Origin of the sequence: Streptomyces sp. NPDC058145 (assembly GCF_042884245.1) — a bacterium.
GTDB lineage: Bacteria > Actinomycetota > Actinomycetes > Streptomycetales > Streptomycetaceae > Streptomyces.
Window position 1 is genome coordinate 403,881 of sequence record NZ_JBHVUH010000007.1, and the last position, 12,553, is coordinate 416,433.

14 protein-coding genes are annotated in these 12,553 nt (G+C 72.5%); 7 read left to right on the forward strand and 7 right to left on the reverse strand.

Annotated elements, in window-relative coordinates; all coding sequences use genetic code 11:
• Nucleotides 1-26: 26 nt before the first annotated feature.
• Nucleotides 27-728, reverse strand: a complete 702-nt coding sequence (locus ACFVVO_RS18695) for an endonuclease V (RefSeq protein ID WP_390056173.1) — start codon at nt 726-728, stop codon at nt 27-29.
• A gap of 60 nt (nt 729-788) precedes the next feature.
• Here ACFVVO_RS18695 and ACFVVO_RS18700 point away from each other — a divergent pair, with 60 nt between their 5' ends.
• A complete protein-coding gene (locus ACFVVO_RS18700) occupies nt 789-1,085 on the forward strand; it encodes a YciI family protein (RefSeq protein ID WP_390056175.1) in 297 nt (98 codons plus the stop codon).
• 10 nt (nt 1,086-1,095) lie between these two features.
• Here ACFVVO_RS18700 and ACFVVO_RS18705 read toward each other — a convergent pair whose 3' ends face one another.
• Both ACFVVO_RS18705 and ACFVVO_RS18710 read right to left on the reverse strand, forming a co-directional pair.
• Entirely contained in the window at nt 1,096-1,434 is a 339-nt protein-coding gene (locus ACFVVO_RS18705; protein ID WP_390056176.1) for a plasmid stabilization protein, read from the reverse strand.
• A gap of 70 nt (nt 1,435-1,504) precedes the next feature.
• Nucleotides 1,505-2,611: a WD40/YVTN/BNR-like repeat-containing protein gene (locus ACFVVO_RS18710; protein ID WP_390056177.1), complete on the reverse strand. Its 1,107-nt coding sequence runs from the start codon at nt 2,609-2,611 to the stop codon at nt 1,505-1,507.
• Nucleotides 2,612-2,807: 196 nt separating this feature from the next.
• On the opposite strand from ACFVVO_RS18710, the gene ACFVVO_RS18715 reads away from it, so the two are divergent.
• Complete coding sequence (locus ACFVVO_RS18715) at nt 2,808-3,224, forward strand: SsgA family sporulation/cell division regulator (RefSeq protein ID WP_390056178.1); 417 nt, start codon at nt 2,808-2,810, stop codon at nt 3,222-3,224.
• A gap of 50 nt (nt 3,225-3,274) precedes the next feature.
• Here the strand turns inward: ACFVVO_RS18715 and ACFVVO_RS18720 are convergent, their stop codons facing one another.
• Nucleotides 3,275-3,658 carry an isocitrate lyase/phosphoenolpyruvate mutase family protein gene (locus tag ACFVVO_RS18720; RefSeq protein ID WP_390056180.1) on the reverse strand — a complete coding sequence of 128 codons (384 nt, stop codon included), beginning with the start codon at nt 3,656-3,658 and terminating at the stop codon, nt 3,275-3,277.
• Nucleotides 3,659-4,056: 398 nt separating this feature from the next.
• Between ACFVVO_RS18720 and ACFVVO_RS18725 the strand changes: the two genes are divergently transcribed.
• The 3 genes from ACFVVO_RS18725 (at nt 4,057) to ACFVVO_RS18735 (ending at nt 7,812) form a co-directional block, all read left to right on the forward strand.
• Nucleotides 4,057-5,736, forward strand: coding sequence for an ABC-F family ATP-binding cassette domain-containing protein (locus tag ACFVVO_RS18725; RefSeq protein WP_390056182.1), 1,680 nt, complete (start codon nt 4,057-4,059; stop codon nt 5,734-5,736).
• 93 nt (nt 5,737-5,829) lie between these two features.
• On the forward strand, nt 5,830-6,606 hold the full coding sequence (gene ddaH, locus ACFVVO_RS18730) for a dimethylargininase (protein ID WP_390056183.1): 777 nt from the start codon (nt 5,830-5,832) through the stop codon (nt 6,604-6,606).
• Nucleotides 6,607-6,837: 231 nt separating this feature from the next.
• Nucleotides 6,838-7,812, forward strand: coding sequence for an acyl-ACP desaturase (locus ACFVVO_RS18735; protein ID WP_390056184.1), 975 nt, complete (start codon nt 6,838-6,840; stop codon nt 7,810-7,812).
• 19 nt (nt 7,813-7,831) lie between these two features.
• Here ACFVVO_RS18735 and ACFVVO_RS18740 read toward each other — a convergent pair whose 3' ends face one another.
• The gene (locus ACFVVO_RS18740; RefSeq protein ID WP_358932356.1) at nt 7,832-8,077 is read right to left on the reverse strand and encodes a WhiB family transcriptional regulator; all 246 of its coding nucleotides are present in this window, start codon (nt 8,075-8,077) and stop codon (nt 7,832-7,834) included.
• 307 nt (nt 8,078-8,384) lie between these two features.
• Between ACFVVO_RS18740 and ACFVVO_RS18745 the strand changes: the two genes are divergently transcribed.
• A complete protein-coding gene (locus tag ACFVVO_RS18745) occupies nt 8,385-9,176 on the forward strand; it encodes a VOC family protein (RefSeq protein ID WP_390056186.1) in 792 nt (263 codons plus the stop codon).
• Nucleotides 9,177-9,204: 28 nt separating this feature from the next.
• On the opposite strand, the gene ACFVVO_RS18750 is transcribed toward ACFVVO_RS18745, so the two are convergent.
• Together ACFVVO_RS18750 and ligD are read right to left on the reverse strand one after the other, a co-directional pair.
• Nucleotides 9,205-10,245: a LacI family DNA-binding transcriptional regulator gene (locus ACFVVO_RS18750; RefSeq protein ID WP_390056188.1), complete on the reverse strand. Its 1,041-nt coding sequence runs from the start codon at nt 10,243-10,245 to the stop codon at nt 9,205-9,207.
• Nucleotides 10,246-10,369: 124 nt separating this feature from the next.
• Entirely contained in the window at nt 10,370-11,389 is a 1,020-nt protein-coding gene (gene ligD / locus ACFVVO_RS18755) for a non-homologous end-joining DNA ligase (protein WP_390056190.1), read from the reverse strand.
• A 74-nt stretch (nt 11,390-11,463) separates the two neighbouring features.
• On the opposite strand from ligD, the gene ACFVVO_RS18760 reads away from it, so the two are divergent.
• On the forward strand, nt 11,464-12,543 hold the full coding sequence (locus ACFVVO_RS18760) for an ATP-dependent DNA ligase (RefSeq protein ID WP_390056192.1): 1,080 nt from the start codon (nt 11,464-11,466) through the stop codon (nt 12,541-12,543).
• Nucleotides 12,544-12,553: the final 10 nt, after the last annotated feature.

A 12,553-nucleotide genomic window follows, 5' to 3' on the forward strand; every position in this document is an offset into this window, starting at 1 on the left:
TCCGTACGGCTACTCAGTCCCGGTACTCAGTCCCCTCCCCCGGCGACCGCCCGCTTCAGTGCCTGTCCGCACAGCGAATCCGCGCGGCGGGTCGACTCCGGCAGCCGGTACCGGGGGGTGAGCGCCAGGGTGTGTGCCAGGGCATTGTCCAGGGATGTGCGGTGGCCGACGGAGACGAAGACCGGTTTGACGTGGGACCGGGTACGCAGGGCGCGGCCCACCTCCTCGGGGCCCGCGAGGAGCGGGGCGGAGCTGCCGCGGAGGGGGGCGGGGTCGTCGTAGGTGAAGGTGAAGGGGTTCTTGGCGACGCCGATCGTCGGCAGGCCGGTGAGTACGCCGAGGTGGCTGGCGAGGCCGAAGCGGCGCGGGTGGGCGAGGCCGTAGCCGTCGCACACCACCAGGCCGGGCGGGCAGGGCAGGGCGTCCAGGGCGGCGCGTACGGTCGGGATCTCGCGGAAGGCCAGCAGCCCGGGTACGTACGGGAAGGAGATCCGGCCGACCGCCGTGGTCTCGGCGACGACCTCCAGGGTGGCCGCGTCCAGAACGACGGCCGCCGCGGCGACGAGGTCGCGTTCGTCGTCGTAGGCGACGTCCACGCCCGTCACCCGCCCCGATCCGGGCGGCGGCCCCGGCTCGTCGAGCACCACCCGCCCGCGCAGTTCGTCCTGTACGGCGCGGGCCTCCTCCTCGGTCGCCGGCCAGTTCGCGGGCACGCCTACGGTCCTCATGGTGGACAGGACTGTACGACCCGGGGACGGCCCGGAGGGCGCCGGGGTAGGCTCGCGATCATGTTCGTACTGGAGCTGACGTACACCGCCCCGCTCGAGGACGTGGACGCCGTGCTGCCGGCGCACCGTGCCTGGCTCGACGAGCAGTACGACAAGGGCCACTTCCTGGCCTCCGGACGCAAGGAGCCCCGCGACGGCGGAGTGATCCTCGCCGTCGCGGAGGACCGCGCCCACGTCGAAGAGGTCGCCGCGGGCGACCCGTTCGTCGCCGCCGGGGTGTGCGAGTACCGCATCACGGAGTTCCGCGCCACGAAGACGGCCGCGGAGCTGGACCGCCACCGGCAGCCGGCGGACTGACCGGAGCCGGTCAGCCCTTCTTGTCGTCCAGCGCGCGCCGCAACTGGTCCTTGTTCATGTTCGAGCGGCCCTCGATGCCGCGCTGCCTGGCCTCGTTGTAGAGCTGGTCGCGGGTCGGCCCCTGGGAGCCCACCCGGTTGCCCGACCGCTGGCCGCCGCGCCTGCTGGACGACATGTCCTGCGTCGAGCTGCGGCTGGCGGTCTTGGACTCGCCGGAGCGGGCGCGCTCCTTGTTCACGGTCCGCGCGGCGATCTCCTTGGCGCGCCCGGCGCTTTCACCCCGGTCCTGCGCGCTCTCCTTGATGTGCTCGTACTGGCGTTCGCGCTTGGGGCTGGAACCGGCTGGCATGATCGCTCCCTTCCTGTCCTCACCTGTCCTCGACGATGGGAGACGAGTACCCGGGTTCCGCACGCCTACGTCAGCGTTCCAGCCGGGCCACCCGCCCCTTCTCACCGGCTGCCCAGCAGCTCAGGTCGGAGGTGCAGGCCACGGTGTCGTACGAACCGGTGTCCACGGTGCGCCAGCTGCGGCCCCCGTCGGTGGTCAGGTCGGTGCCGGTCGGGCCGACGGCCAGCGCGGCGGTACGGCTGTGCGGGAGCCAGGCGGCGCCGGAGCGGTACGCGGGCGGCGGGGTGGTGACGGGGTGCCAGGTGCGGCCGCCGTCGGCGGTCACCGCGGCGGCCCGCGGCGAGGACTGGTCGGGGCGGTAGTCGCCGCCGACGGCGAGACCGTGGAAGCGGTCGCGGAAGGCGAGCGCGAAGACGCCCCTGGCGGGATCGCCCGCCGGCACCGGTGTGTCGGCGGCCGTCCAGGTCAGCCCGCGGTCGGCGGAGTGCAGCACGCGCGCGCGGGCGGCGCCGCCCGTGGCCAACCAGACGTCCTTCGGTCCCGCGGTGACCAGGCACTGGCCGCTCGCGGCGAAGCCGGCCTCGCCGTCCAGGGCGGCCGGCATGCCGGAGGAGGGCAGAACGCGCCAGGAGCGGCCGCCGTCGCCGGTGGACAGGATGCGGAACCGGCCGTCCACCGGGTCGCTCATGGCGAGGCCGTGACGGTGGTCGAAGAAGGTGAGGCAGTCGTAGAAGGCCTTCGGGTCGGTGTTGCGGAACGACTCCGTCCACGTCGTGCCGCCGTCATCGGTGCGGTAGACGCGGGAGGCCTCGCCCTCGCCGATGGCCAGCACCACCGCGCGCCGCCCGTCGAACGCCTCGACGTCCCGGAACTGCAGGTCGGCGGCGCCGGGCGGGGAGACGTTCCGCCAGTTCGTCCCCCCGTCGGTGGTGCGCAGTACGGTGCCGCCGGTACCGGCCAGCCAGGCGGTATCGCGGTCGACGGCGGCCAGGCCCCGGAAGCGGACCTGCGGAGTGCCGCTGTCCTTCTCCGCCCAGTGCACACCGCCCCGGGCCGGCGCGGCCGTCTCGGCGGCGGCCGGTACCGTCAGCGCGGCCAGTGCCGCCACGCACGCCACCCCCGCCGCCAGTAGCCGATGTGTTCGTCCCCCGCGTCGCGTGCTCCCCAAGCGCCTCATGGCGGGCGAAGCTAGCGGACCGCCCCGGCACCGTCCAGAGGGCCGCCCCGGCCGCGCGGCCGGCCGTGCCCGAAGCATGAAGGCGGTGACCGAGGTCACTCGTGTCTCGTGTGCACGGACTGGCCGAATCCGTCGTCTCCTCCAGTACCAGGTGCCACGTCGGAAGTACGTCCAGCCGTCACAAGGGAGCAAGGCGTTGTCCACCATGATCGAGCAGCCCGTAGAGGCCCGCCTCGTCGCCGCCGCACCACGCATGCCGAGCATCCCCGCCACGCTGCGGTACGAACGGCGCGATCCGTTCGCCGTCCGGATGTCCTTCCCCGCGCCGGCCACCCTGGAGGGTGTCGACGTCTGCTGGACCTTCTCCCGTGAACTCCTCGCGGCGGGCCTCGAGGGCCCGGAGGGCCACGGGGACGTCCGCGTGCGGCCGTACGGCTACGACCGCACGGTGCTGGAGTTCCACGCGCCCGAGGGCACGGCGGTCGTGCATGTGCGTTCCGGCGAGATCCGGCGGTTCCTCGAGGCGACGGGCGACCTCGTGCCGGTCGGTCTGGAACACCTCCAGCTGGACCTCGACCACGGCCTGGCCGTCCTGATGCGGGACGCCTGCTGACGCGCGACGCGCGACCAGGCGGGCTTGCGCGCGCGTGAGCGGCGCGTTCGCTACGCGCGTGTGAACAGCGCGTTCGGCTCCGCGTAAGCGAACCCGCCGGCCAGCGAACCGTAGGTCCCCTCCCGCGGCAGCTCCCGCGCGGCGCGGTGGACCAGGGCGTGGGCGGCCTGGGCGAGACCCGCACCGGCGCTGACCCGGGCGACGCCGAGCCCGGCCGGTTCCGCCACCGTGGGTGCCCCGGGTCCCACCATCACGTTGAGCGGCCCATCGATGCCCGCCACGAGCGCCTTGACCGCCCCCGGTTCGACGGCTCCGGGGACGAAGATCCCGTCGGCGCCCGCGGCGAGGAGGGCGGCGGCCCGTTCCAGGGTGAGGTCCACTCCCCCGGCGCCGCGCAGGAAGGTGTCGATCCGCGCGTCGACGAACAGCGGCACCCCGGCCCGGTCGGCGGTCGATGCGTCATGACGGCGGTCAAACAGCCGGGGCGGCGGGGCGCCGGCAGGGATCCGACGTGGACGCCCGGCCACCGAGCGGGGTCACCGAGAGACACGCGAGGGGCTCCGTGATTAATCGCGTTGACAGCCTCCCGCCCCCCTCGTACGTTGTATGAGGTCCTGTTGCCGTCGATTGGAGAAGGACGTTGCTCGTCTGAGGTCCTGAGACACCGCGTTCACACAGTCAGGTGTGCGTGGCGTACGACCTCGGCGTCCGAGCCGTCCTCCGGCACAGGCCCTTTTTCATGGGCACCCCTGCTGCCCAGGCCTTCGGTTTCCGCCTCGCGGTGTCTCGACACGCGTCCGCACAGACCGCATCCAGCAACCGCGAGGCCTTTATGTCAATGTCCCTCACCGGCACGTCCCTGTCCTTCGCCTGGCCCGACGGCACCCCCGTCTTCGACGGCCTCGACGTCGCCTTCGGACCCGGCAGGACGGGACTCGTCGGCGTCAACGGATCAGGGAAATCGACCCTGTTGAAACTGCTCGCCGGCGAACTGACCCCGGCCGACGGCACCGTCAAGGTGACCGGCGAGATCGGCCATCTGCCGCAGAACGTCACGCTCGACACCACGCTCCGCGTCGACGAGGTCCTGGGCATCGCCGCCCGGCGGGCCGCCCTGCACGCCATCGAGGCGGGCGACGTCGCCGAGGAGCACTTCGAGGCGGTCGGCGACGACTGGGACGTCGAGGAGCGCGCCCTGGTCACCCTCGGCGAACTCGGCCTCGGCGACATCGGCCTGGACCGCACCGTCGGCGAGGTGTCCGGCGGCGAGTCGGTGCTGCTGCGGCTGGCCGCGCTGCTGCTGCGCCGCCCGGACGTCCTGCTGCTCGACGAGCCCACCAACAACCTGGACCTGTACGCGCGCCGCCGGCTGTACGCGGCCGTCTCCGCCTGGCCCGGTGTGCTGGTGGTCGTCAGCCACGACCGCGAACTGCTGGACCTGGTCGACCAGATCGCCGATCTGCGCTCCGGGGAGATCGTCCGGTACGGCGGCAACTTCTCGGCCTACGAGGAGGCCCTGACCGTCGAACAGGAGGCGGCCGAGCGGATGGTGCGGGTCGCCGAGTCGGACGTGCGCAAGCAGAAGCGCGAACTGGTCGACGCCCAGGTCAAGCTGGCCCGGCGCAAGCGGTACGGGCAGAAGATGTTCGAGACCAAGCGCGAACCGAAGATCGTCATGGGCGCGCGCAAACGCGCCGCCCAGGAGTCCGCGGGCAAGCACCGCATCATGCACGAGGAACGGCTCGCCGAGGCCAGGGACCGGCTGGACGAGGCCGTGGAGGCGGTGCGGGACGACGACGAGATCCGCGTCGAACTGCCGTACACGGCCGTGCCGCCCGGCCGCCAGGTGCTCACCCTGGAGAACCTGGAAACGGCCTACGGGTCCCGCGTCGAGGGCATCCTCGATCTGCGCGGGCCGGAGCGGATCGCGCTCGTCGGACGCAACGGCGCCGGCAAGACGACGCTGCTGCGGACCATCACCGGCGACCTGCCGGCGGTGGCCGGCGAGGCCCTGACGCACGTTCCGCTGCGGTTCCTGCCGCAGCGCCTGGACGTGCTGGACGACGAGGCGACCGTGGCCGAGAACGTGGCCCGGTTCGCGCCGGGCGCCACCAACAACCGGATCCGGGCGCGCCTCGCCCGCTTCCTGTTCCGTGGCGCGCGGGCCGACCAGAAGGCGGGGACCCTCTCCGGCGGTGAGCGCTTCCGGGCGGCCCTGGCCGCGCTGATGCTCGCCGAACCGGCGCCCCAGCTGCTCCTGCTGGACGAACCGACCAACAACCTCGACATGGCGAGCGTCCGGCAGCTGACCTCGGCCCTGGAGTCGTACGAGGGCGCACTGCTCGTCGCCAGCCACGACCTGCCGTTCCTGGAGTCGATCGGCATCACCCGCTGGCTGCTGATGGAGGGAGGGAAGCTGAGGGAGACCACGCCCGAGGAGCTCGCGAACCCCGACCGGCCGGTACCGCCGGGGGTCTCAGGAGGGGAACAGCCTGTTAACGAGGCAGGGTGAGGGTTTTGTCCTGGCCATGGCGCGCTGCATGATGGCGGTCCGGCTGCCGTGTCCCGGGCGCCGGACCGCACCGCCGAACAGGAAAGGCCCCTCGTGCCCAGCAAGAAGGCCCTCGTCCGCCGCCCCAGCCCGCTGCTCGCCCAGGGGCTGGTGACGCACATCGAGCGGGAGAAGGCCGACGTGGACCTCGCCGTCGAGCAGTGGGAGGCCTACGTCGAGGCGCTCGGCGCGCACGGCTGGGAGACGATCGAGGTCGACCCGGCCGACGACTGCCCCGACTCGGTGTTCGTCGAGGACACCGTGGTCATGTACCGGAACGTGGCGCTGATCACCCGGCCCGGCGCGGAGTCCCGGCGCGCGGAGACCGCGGGCGTCGAGGAGGCGGTGGCCCGGCTCGGCTGTTCGGTGAACTGGATCTGGGAGCCGGGCACGCTGGACGGCGGTGACGTCCTCAAGGTCGGCGACACCGTCTACGTCGGCCGGGGCGGGCGCACCAACGCGGCCGGCGTTCAGCAGCTGCGGGCCGCGTTCGAGCCGCTGGGCGCGCGCGTGGTGGCCGTGCCGGTGAGCAAGGTGCTGCATCTGAAGTCGGCGGTCACCGCGCTGCCGGACGGGACGGTCATCGGGCACATCCCGATGGTGGACCGGCCGTCGCTGTTCCCGGGGTTCCTCTCGGTGCCGGAGGAGTCCGGTGCGCACGTGGTGCTGCTCGGCGGCCATAAGCTGCTCATGGCGACGAGCGCCCCGAAGACGGCGGAGCTGCTGACCGACCTCGGCCATGAGGTGGTCACCGTGGACATCTCCGAGTTCGAGAAGCTCGAGGGCTGTGTGACGTGTCTCTCGGTGCGGCTCCGGGAGCTGTATGCCTGACGGAGTGACGCCTTGTCTCGGACAGCCCCGGGACCTGCGGGTCCCGGGGCTGTCCGGCACACCCGTGAACTGCCCGCGCCAGGGCACCTGATCAGCGATCTTTACGGTGCCCTTAACCTACGGCTTCGTAACCTACGGCTTCGTAGCCTACGATCACGTAGGTTTCCCGGCACCGCTCGCCGGACCGTCCCCTTCACTCCCTCTTCTGCTCGGCGTCCCCCTGGAGTTCCTATGACGATCGCCTCCCCTCACCTCGGCAGCCTGTCCGACTGGACCGACGCGCGGCTGCTGTACGCGCTGGAGGAAGTGGTCGAGAAGGAGCTGAACCGGCATCTGCAGGTCGCCAAGGACTGGATGCCGCACGAGTACGTGCCGTGGAGCGACGGCCGCAACTTCCCCGGCCTGTTCGAGGACGGCGAGGCCTGGGACAAGGCGCAGTCCGGGGTGACGGAGATCGGCCGTATCGCCCTCATCGTCAACCTGCTGACCGAGGACAACCTTCCGAGCTACCACCACGAGATCGCCTCGCTGTTCGGCCGCGACGGCGCCTGGGGTACGTGGGTGCACCGCTGGACGGCCGAGGAGGGCCGGCACGGCATCGTGATGCGCGACTACCTGCTCACCTCGCGCGCGGTGGACCCGGACAAGCTGGAGCAGTTCCGCATGTCCCACATGAGCGAGGGCTTCGAGTCCGACAACCGGCACTCGATGCTGCACTCGATCGCGTACGTCGCCTTCCAGGAGCTGGCCACCCGGATCTCGCACCGCAACACCGGCCACCAGTCCGGCGACCCGGTCTGCGACCGCATGCTGTCGCGCATCGCGACCGACGAGAACCTGCACATGGTCTTCTACCGCAACCTGCTGAAGGCCGCCTTCGAACTCGCTCCCGACCTCACCATGCAGGCCGTCCGGGACGTCGTCGTCAACTTCCGCATGCCCGGGCACGGCATCCCGGGCTTCGAGCGGGCCGCGGCGCAGATGGCGATCGGTGAGGTCTACAACCTGCGCATCCACCACGACGACGTGCTGCAGCCCGTGCTGCGCTTCCTGAAGATCATGGAGATCGACGGGCTCGGCCCGGAGGGCCTGCAGGCCCAGGAGGAGCTGGGTCTCTTCATGGGCGGCCTGGACACGGAGGCCGCCCGGTTCGACGAGCGGCTGGCGGCGCGCAAGGCCCGCATGGCGGCGCGGGCGGCCGGCTGAGGGAGCCGTCCGCGGTGAGTCAGCCGGAGGTGCGCCTCAGCGCGAGGCGCTCCTTCTCGGACAGACCGCCCCAGACGCCGAAGCGTTCGTCGTTGCTCAGCGCGTAGTCGAGGCAGGCGGGGCGCATCTCGCACATGCCGCAGATGCGCTTCGCCTCACGGACCGAGCTGCCGGGCTCGGGGAAGAAGAAGTCGGCCCCGGTCTGCGCGCACAGGGCCTGGGCCTGCCAGGTGGTGTCGGCCGGGGTGATCGTGTCAATGTGCATGGCCAGATCGTGCCGTGCGGCGAAAAACGTTCGATCAACGCCGCATCAACGCCGCGTCGACGCCGTGGCCGGCACCCTGCCGGGAGGCGTGAACCGTCCCGATGATGCGCCGCGCGACCCGCCCGTGCACGGCGGCGCGCGGTGTCCGCGTCGGATTCGGCGGAACCCGCGGGCCCGGCAGGGCCGGCCGCGCACGTGGGCCCGGCGCGCCGCGGCGCCTCGGCGGCGGTTGTCAGTGGGCGGTGCCAGACTCGGCAGTGCAGAGAACGGGACCCGGTTCACGGTCCCCCTGTCGAGGAGGGCGAAGATGCTCACCACCCGTTTCGTCAACGGCGCTCCGAACTGGGTCGATGTCGGCACCCCGAACCTGGACGGCGCCCTCTCCTTCTACGGCGGTCTCTTCGGCTGGCAGTTCCGTTCGGCGGGGCCGGACGCCGGCGGCTACGGCTTCTTCCAGCTGGACGGCAGGACCGTGGCCGGCGGCATGCAGACCGGACCGGAGCAGGGCCGGCCGGCCTGGACGGTGTACTTCCAGAGCGAGGACGCGCAGGCCACCGCCAGGACGGCCGAACAGGCGCACGGCGGTGTGCTGTTCCAGCCCATCGACGTGATGGGTCAGGGGCACATGGCGGTCCTCGCCGACCAGGCGCGGGTGCCGTTCGGTATCTGGCAGCCCGGGCGCACCAAGGGCGTCGACATGGCGAACGAGCCGGGCGCGCTGTGCTGGGTCGAGCTGTACACCGCGGACATCGCGGCCGCCGCCGCGTTCTACCACAAGGTCCTCGGCCTGGAGACCTCGGGCGTGCCCTTCCCCGGCGGCACGTACACCTGTGTCAACCCCGGTGGAGCCGGGGAGGACGCGATGTTCGGCGGGATGGTGCCGCTGGCCGACGCCCCGGCCGAGGCGGAGGCCGGCCCGTACTGGCTGCCGTACTTCGAGGTCGAGGACACCGACGCCGTGGTCGAGGAGGCGCGGCGGCTCGGTGGCACGGTGCGCATGCCGGCGACCACCCTGGAGGGCGTCGGTCGCATGGCCAAACTCGCCGACCCGTACGGCGCCCGCTTCGCGGTGATCAGAAGCGGGTCGCCGCAGGACTGAACGCGGGCCGGGGACCGCAGCCGCGCTCCTAGGCGGACGCGCGGCGTATCAGCGTGGTCGGCAGGACCACGCCGGCCGCCGACGGGTCCGTCGGCTCCCGCGCGCCGCCCTGTCCGGCCGGGCCTGCGAGCAGCAGGCGGGCCATCAGCCGGCCCATCTCCTCGATGTCCTGACGGACCGTGGTCAGCGGCGGGTCGCACTCCTCGGCGACGGGCAGCACATCGTCGAAGCCGATCACGGCCACGTCCTCGGGCACGCGCAGGCCCCGCTCGCGCAGCACGCGCAGGGCGCCGAGCGCGGTGAGGTCGTTGGCGGCGAACACGGCGTCCACGTCCGGGCAGCGGTCGAGCAGTTCCCGCATGGCGTGTTCGCCGCCGCCCGGGGTGAAGTCGCTCTCCACCACGAGCCGGGGGTCGGCGTCGCCCATGACGTCCCGGTAGCCGTCGAGCCGGTCCACGGCCGAGGTCTGGTCCAGCGCGCCGGTGATGTGCGCGATCCGGGTCCGGCCGAGGCCCACGAGATGGCGCACGGCCGCGCGGGCCCCGCCCCGGTTGTCGCTGTCGACGTACACCGGCCCGGGGGCACCGTCGCTCCAGTCGGGCCGGCCGCCGAACACGGTGGGCACGCCCGCGTTGCGGATCAGGCCGGGCAGCGGGTCGTCGAGGTGCAGGGAGAAGACGAGCGCGCCGTCGACGTGGCCGCCGGCGAGGTAGCGGGCCACGCGCGCGTGGTCGGCGCGGCCTTCGGTCAGCAGCAGTACGAGCTGGTTGTCGTGGGCCGTCAGTTCCTTGCTGATGCCGCGCAGTTGCAGGGCGAAGAAGGGGTCGGTGAACACCCGGGCCTCGGGCTCCGCGATGACGACGGCGACGGCGTCGTGCCGCTTGGTGACCAGGCTGCGCGCGGCCTGGTTGGGCACGTACCCGAGTTCCTCGACCGCCTGCCGGACCCGTTCGACCAGCGGCTCCCGGACTCCGTCCCCGCCGTTGACCACCCGTGACACGGTGGCCCGGGACACCCCCGCCCGCGCGGCCACGGCCTCCAGCGTGGGACGCGACACTGCCTCGGTCACTTCGGGACTCCTCATCGGCGGCTGACGATCAGGATAGCCGCGGTCCGGCGGGCCGGACGGGCCGGAGAGGGGGGCCGGCCGGCACCGGGCCAGGGCCTCCGCGCCGGGCCCGGGTACCGGTGCTTCAGGAGGCCTGCTCCCGGCGGGCCCGGCTCGGCTGGACCCGCTTGGGCTCGCCCGGCATCTTCGGGTACTCCGGCGGGTACGGCAGGTCGCCCAGGCCGTGGTCGTGCTCGTCGCGGCGGGCCAGCTCCAGCAGGGCGTCGAGGGAGTAGGCGTGGTCGTCCATGCCGGCGTGCACGTCGCCGAGTTCGGCGAAGCGGGCCGGCATGGTGGCGAGGTCGAAATCGCGGGGGTGGGCCACGCCGACCTCCTCCCAGCGCAGCGGCGCGGAGACGGGGGCGTGCGGGCGGGGCCGTACGGAGTAGGCGGAGGCGATGGTGCGGTCGCGGGCGGTCTGGTTGTAGTCCAGGAAGATGCGCTCGCCGCGCTCCTCCTTCCACCACTTGATGGTCACCTGGTCCGGCATCCGGCGTTCCATCTCCCGGCCCACCGCGATCGCGGCGCGGCGGACCTGGGTGAAGGTCCAGCGGGGTTCGATGGGGACGAAGACGTGCAGACCGCGGCCGCCGGAGGTCTTGGGCCAGCCGCGCAGGCCGCCGTACTCGTCGAGGACGGCGCGCAGTTCGTGGGCGGCGCGCACGGCGTCGGCGTAGTCGGTGCCGGGCTGCGGGTCGAGGTCGATGCGCAGCTCGTCGGGGTGGTCGACGTCGCCGCGGCGCACCGGCCAGGGGTGGAAGGTGAGCGTGCCGTACTGGGCGGCCCACACCACGGCGGCCTCCTCGGTGGGACACATCTCGTCGGCGCTGCGGCCGCTGGGGAAGGTGATGTGGGCGGTCGGGATCCAGTCGGGCATGCTCTTGGGAGCCCGTTTCTGGTAGAACCACTCGCCGCCGACGCCGTCCGGGTAACGCTCCAGGGTGGTGGGGCGCTCGCGCAGGGCGCGCAGGATGCCGGGGCCGACGGCGGCGTAGTACCGGGCGAGGTCCAGCTTGGTGAAACCGCGCTCGGGGAAGAACACCTTGTCCGGGCTGGACAGCCGTACGGTCCGGCCGGCCACCTCCAGTTCCACCGCATCACCCATGCGGCCACGGTAGGCGCACCCCGCACAGCGCGCATACCGGGCGGCGCCGTACGTATGCGAGCAGAATCGGACGCATGGATCTTCCGGTGATGCCGCCCGTGAAGCCGATGCTCGCCAAGTCGGTGGCGAGGATCCCGCCGGGCATGCACTACGAGGCGAAGTGGGACGGGTTCCGGGCGATCGTGTTCCGCGACGGCGACGAGGTCGAGCTGGGCAGCCGTACCAGCAAGCCGCTGACCCGGTACTTCCCGGAGCTGGTGGCGGCGCTGAAGGAGCGGGTGCCCGGGCGGTGCGTGCTGGACGGGGAGATCGTGATCGCGCGGGAGGGTCGGCTGGACTTCGACGCGCTGACCGAGCGGATCCATCCGGCGGACTCGCGGGTGCGGACGCTGGCGGAGCGGACGCCGGCCTCGTTCGTGGCGTTCGATCTGCTGGCCCTGGACGACCGGTCCCTGGTGGACCTGCCGCTCACCGACCGGCGGGCCCTGCTGGACCGGGCGCTGGCCGGCGTGGACGCGCCGGTCCATCTGGCGCCCGCGACGACCGACGCCGAGGTGGCCGAGCGGTGGTTCGAGCATTACGAGGGGGCCGGCCTCGACGGGATCGTCGCCAAGCCGCTGACCTTGCGCTATCTGCAGGACCAGCGGGCCATGTTCAAGATCAAGCACGAGCGGACTGCGGACGTGGTGGTGGCGGGCTACCGGTTCCACAAGAGCGGACCGGTGGTGGGCTCACTGCTGCTCGGTCTGTACGACGACCGGGGCGCGCTGCAGCACGTGGGTGTGTCGGCCGCTTTCCCGATGAAACGGCGCGCCGAGCTGGTCGAGGAGCTGGAGCCGCTGCGGATGGACGAGGTGAGCGGGCATCCGTGGGCGGCCTGGGGGGAGGAGGCGGCGCACGAGACGGCCCGGCTGCCGGGGGCGCCGAGCCGCTGGTCGGGCAAGAAGGACCTGTCCTGGGTGCCACTGCGGCCGGAGTGGGTCGCCGAGGTGGCCTACGACCACATGGAGAACGGCGCCCGCTTCCGGCACACGGCCCGCTTCCGCCGCTGGCGCCCGGACCGCACGCCGGAGAGCTGCACCTACGCCCAACTCGAGGAGCCGGTGCGCTACGACCTGGCGGAGATCCTGGGCACCGGGGGCGTCACTCCGTAGGGCCGCACCG

Bases quoted from the DNA above. Each gene is read 5' to 3' on its own strand.
- ACFVVO_RS18700 (WP_390056175.1), top strand. From the start codon at position 789: ATGTTCGTACTGGAGCTGACGTACACCGCCCCGCTCGAGGACGTGGAC.
- ACFVVO_RS18745 (WP_390056186.1), top strand. From the start codon at position 8,385: ATGCTCACCACCCGTTTCGTCAACGGCGCTCCGAACTGGGTCGATGTC.
- ACFVVO_RS18735 (WP_390056184.1), top strand. From the start codon at position 6,838: ATGACGATCGCCTCCCCTCACCTCGGCAGCCTGTCCGACTGGACCGAC.
- ACFVVO_RS18760 (WP_390056192.1), top strand. From the start codon at position 11,464: ATGGATCTTCCGGTGATGCCGCCCGTGAAGCCGATGCTCGCCAAGTCG.
- ACFVVO_RS18710 (WP_390056177.1), bottom strand. From the start codon at position 2,611: ATGAGGCGCTTGGGGAGCACGCGACGCGGGGGACGAACACATCGGCTA.
- ligD (WP_390056190.1), bottom strand. From the start codon at position 11,389: ATGGGTGATGCGGTGGAACTGGAGGTGGCCGGCCGGACCGTACGGCTG.
- ACFVVO_RS18740 (WP_358932356.1), bottom strand. From the start codon at position 8,077: ATGCACATTGACACGATCACCCCGGCCGACACCACCTGGCAGGCCCAG.
- ACFVVO_RS18705 (WP_390056176.1), bottom strand. From the start codon at position 1,434: ATGCCAGCCGGTTCCAGCCCCAAGCGCGAACGCCAGTACGAGCACATC.
- ACFVVO_RS18695 (WP_390056173.1), bottom strand. From the start codon at position 728: ATGAGGACCGTAGGCGTGCCCGCGAACTGGCCGGCGACCGAGGAGGAG.
- ACFVVO_RS18725 (WP_390056182.1), top strand. From the start codon at position 4,057: ATGTCAATGTCCCTCACCGGCACGTCCCTGTCCTTCGCCTGGCCCGAC.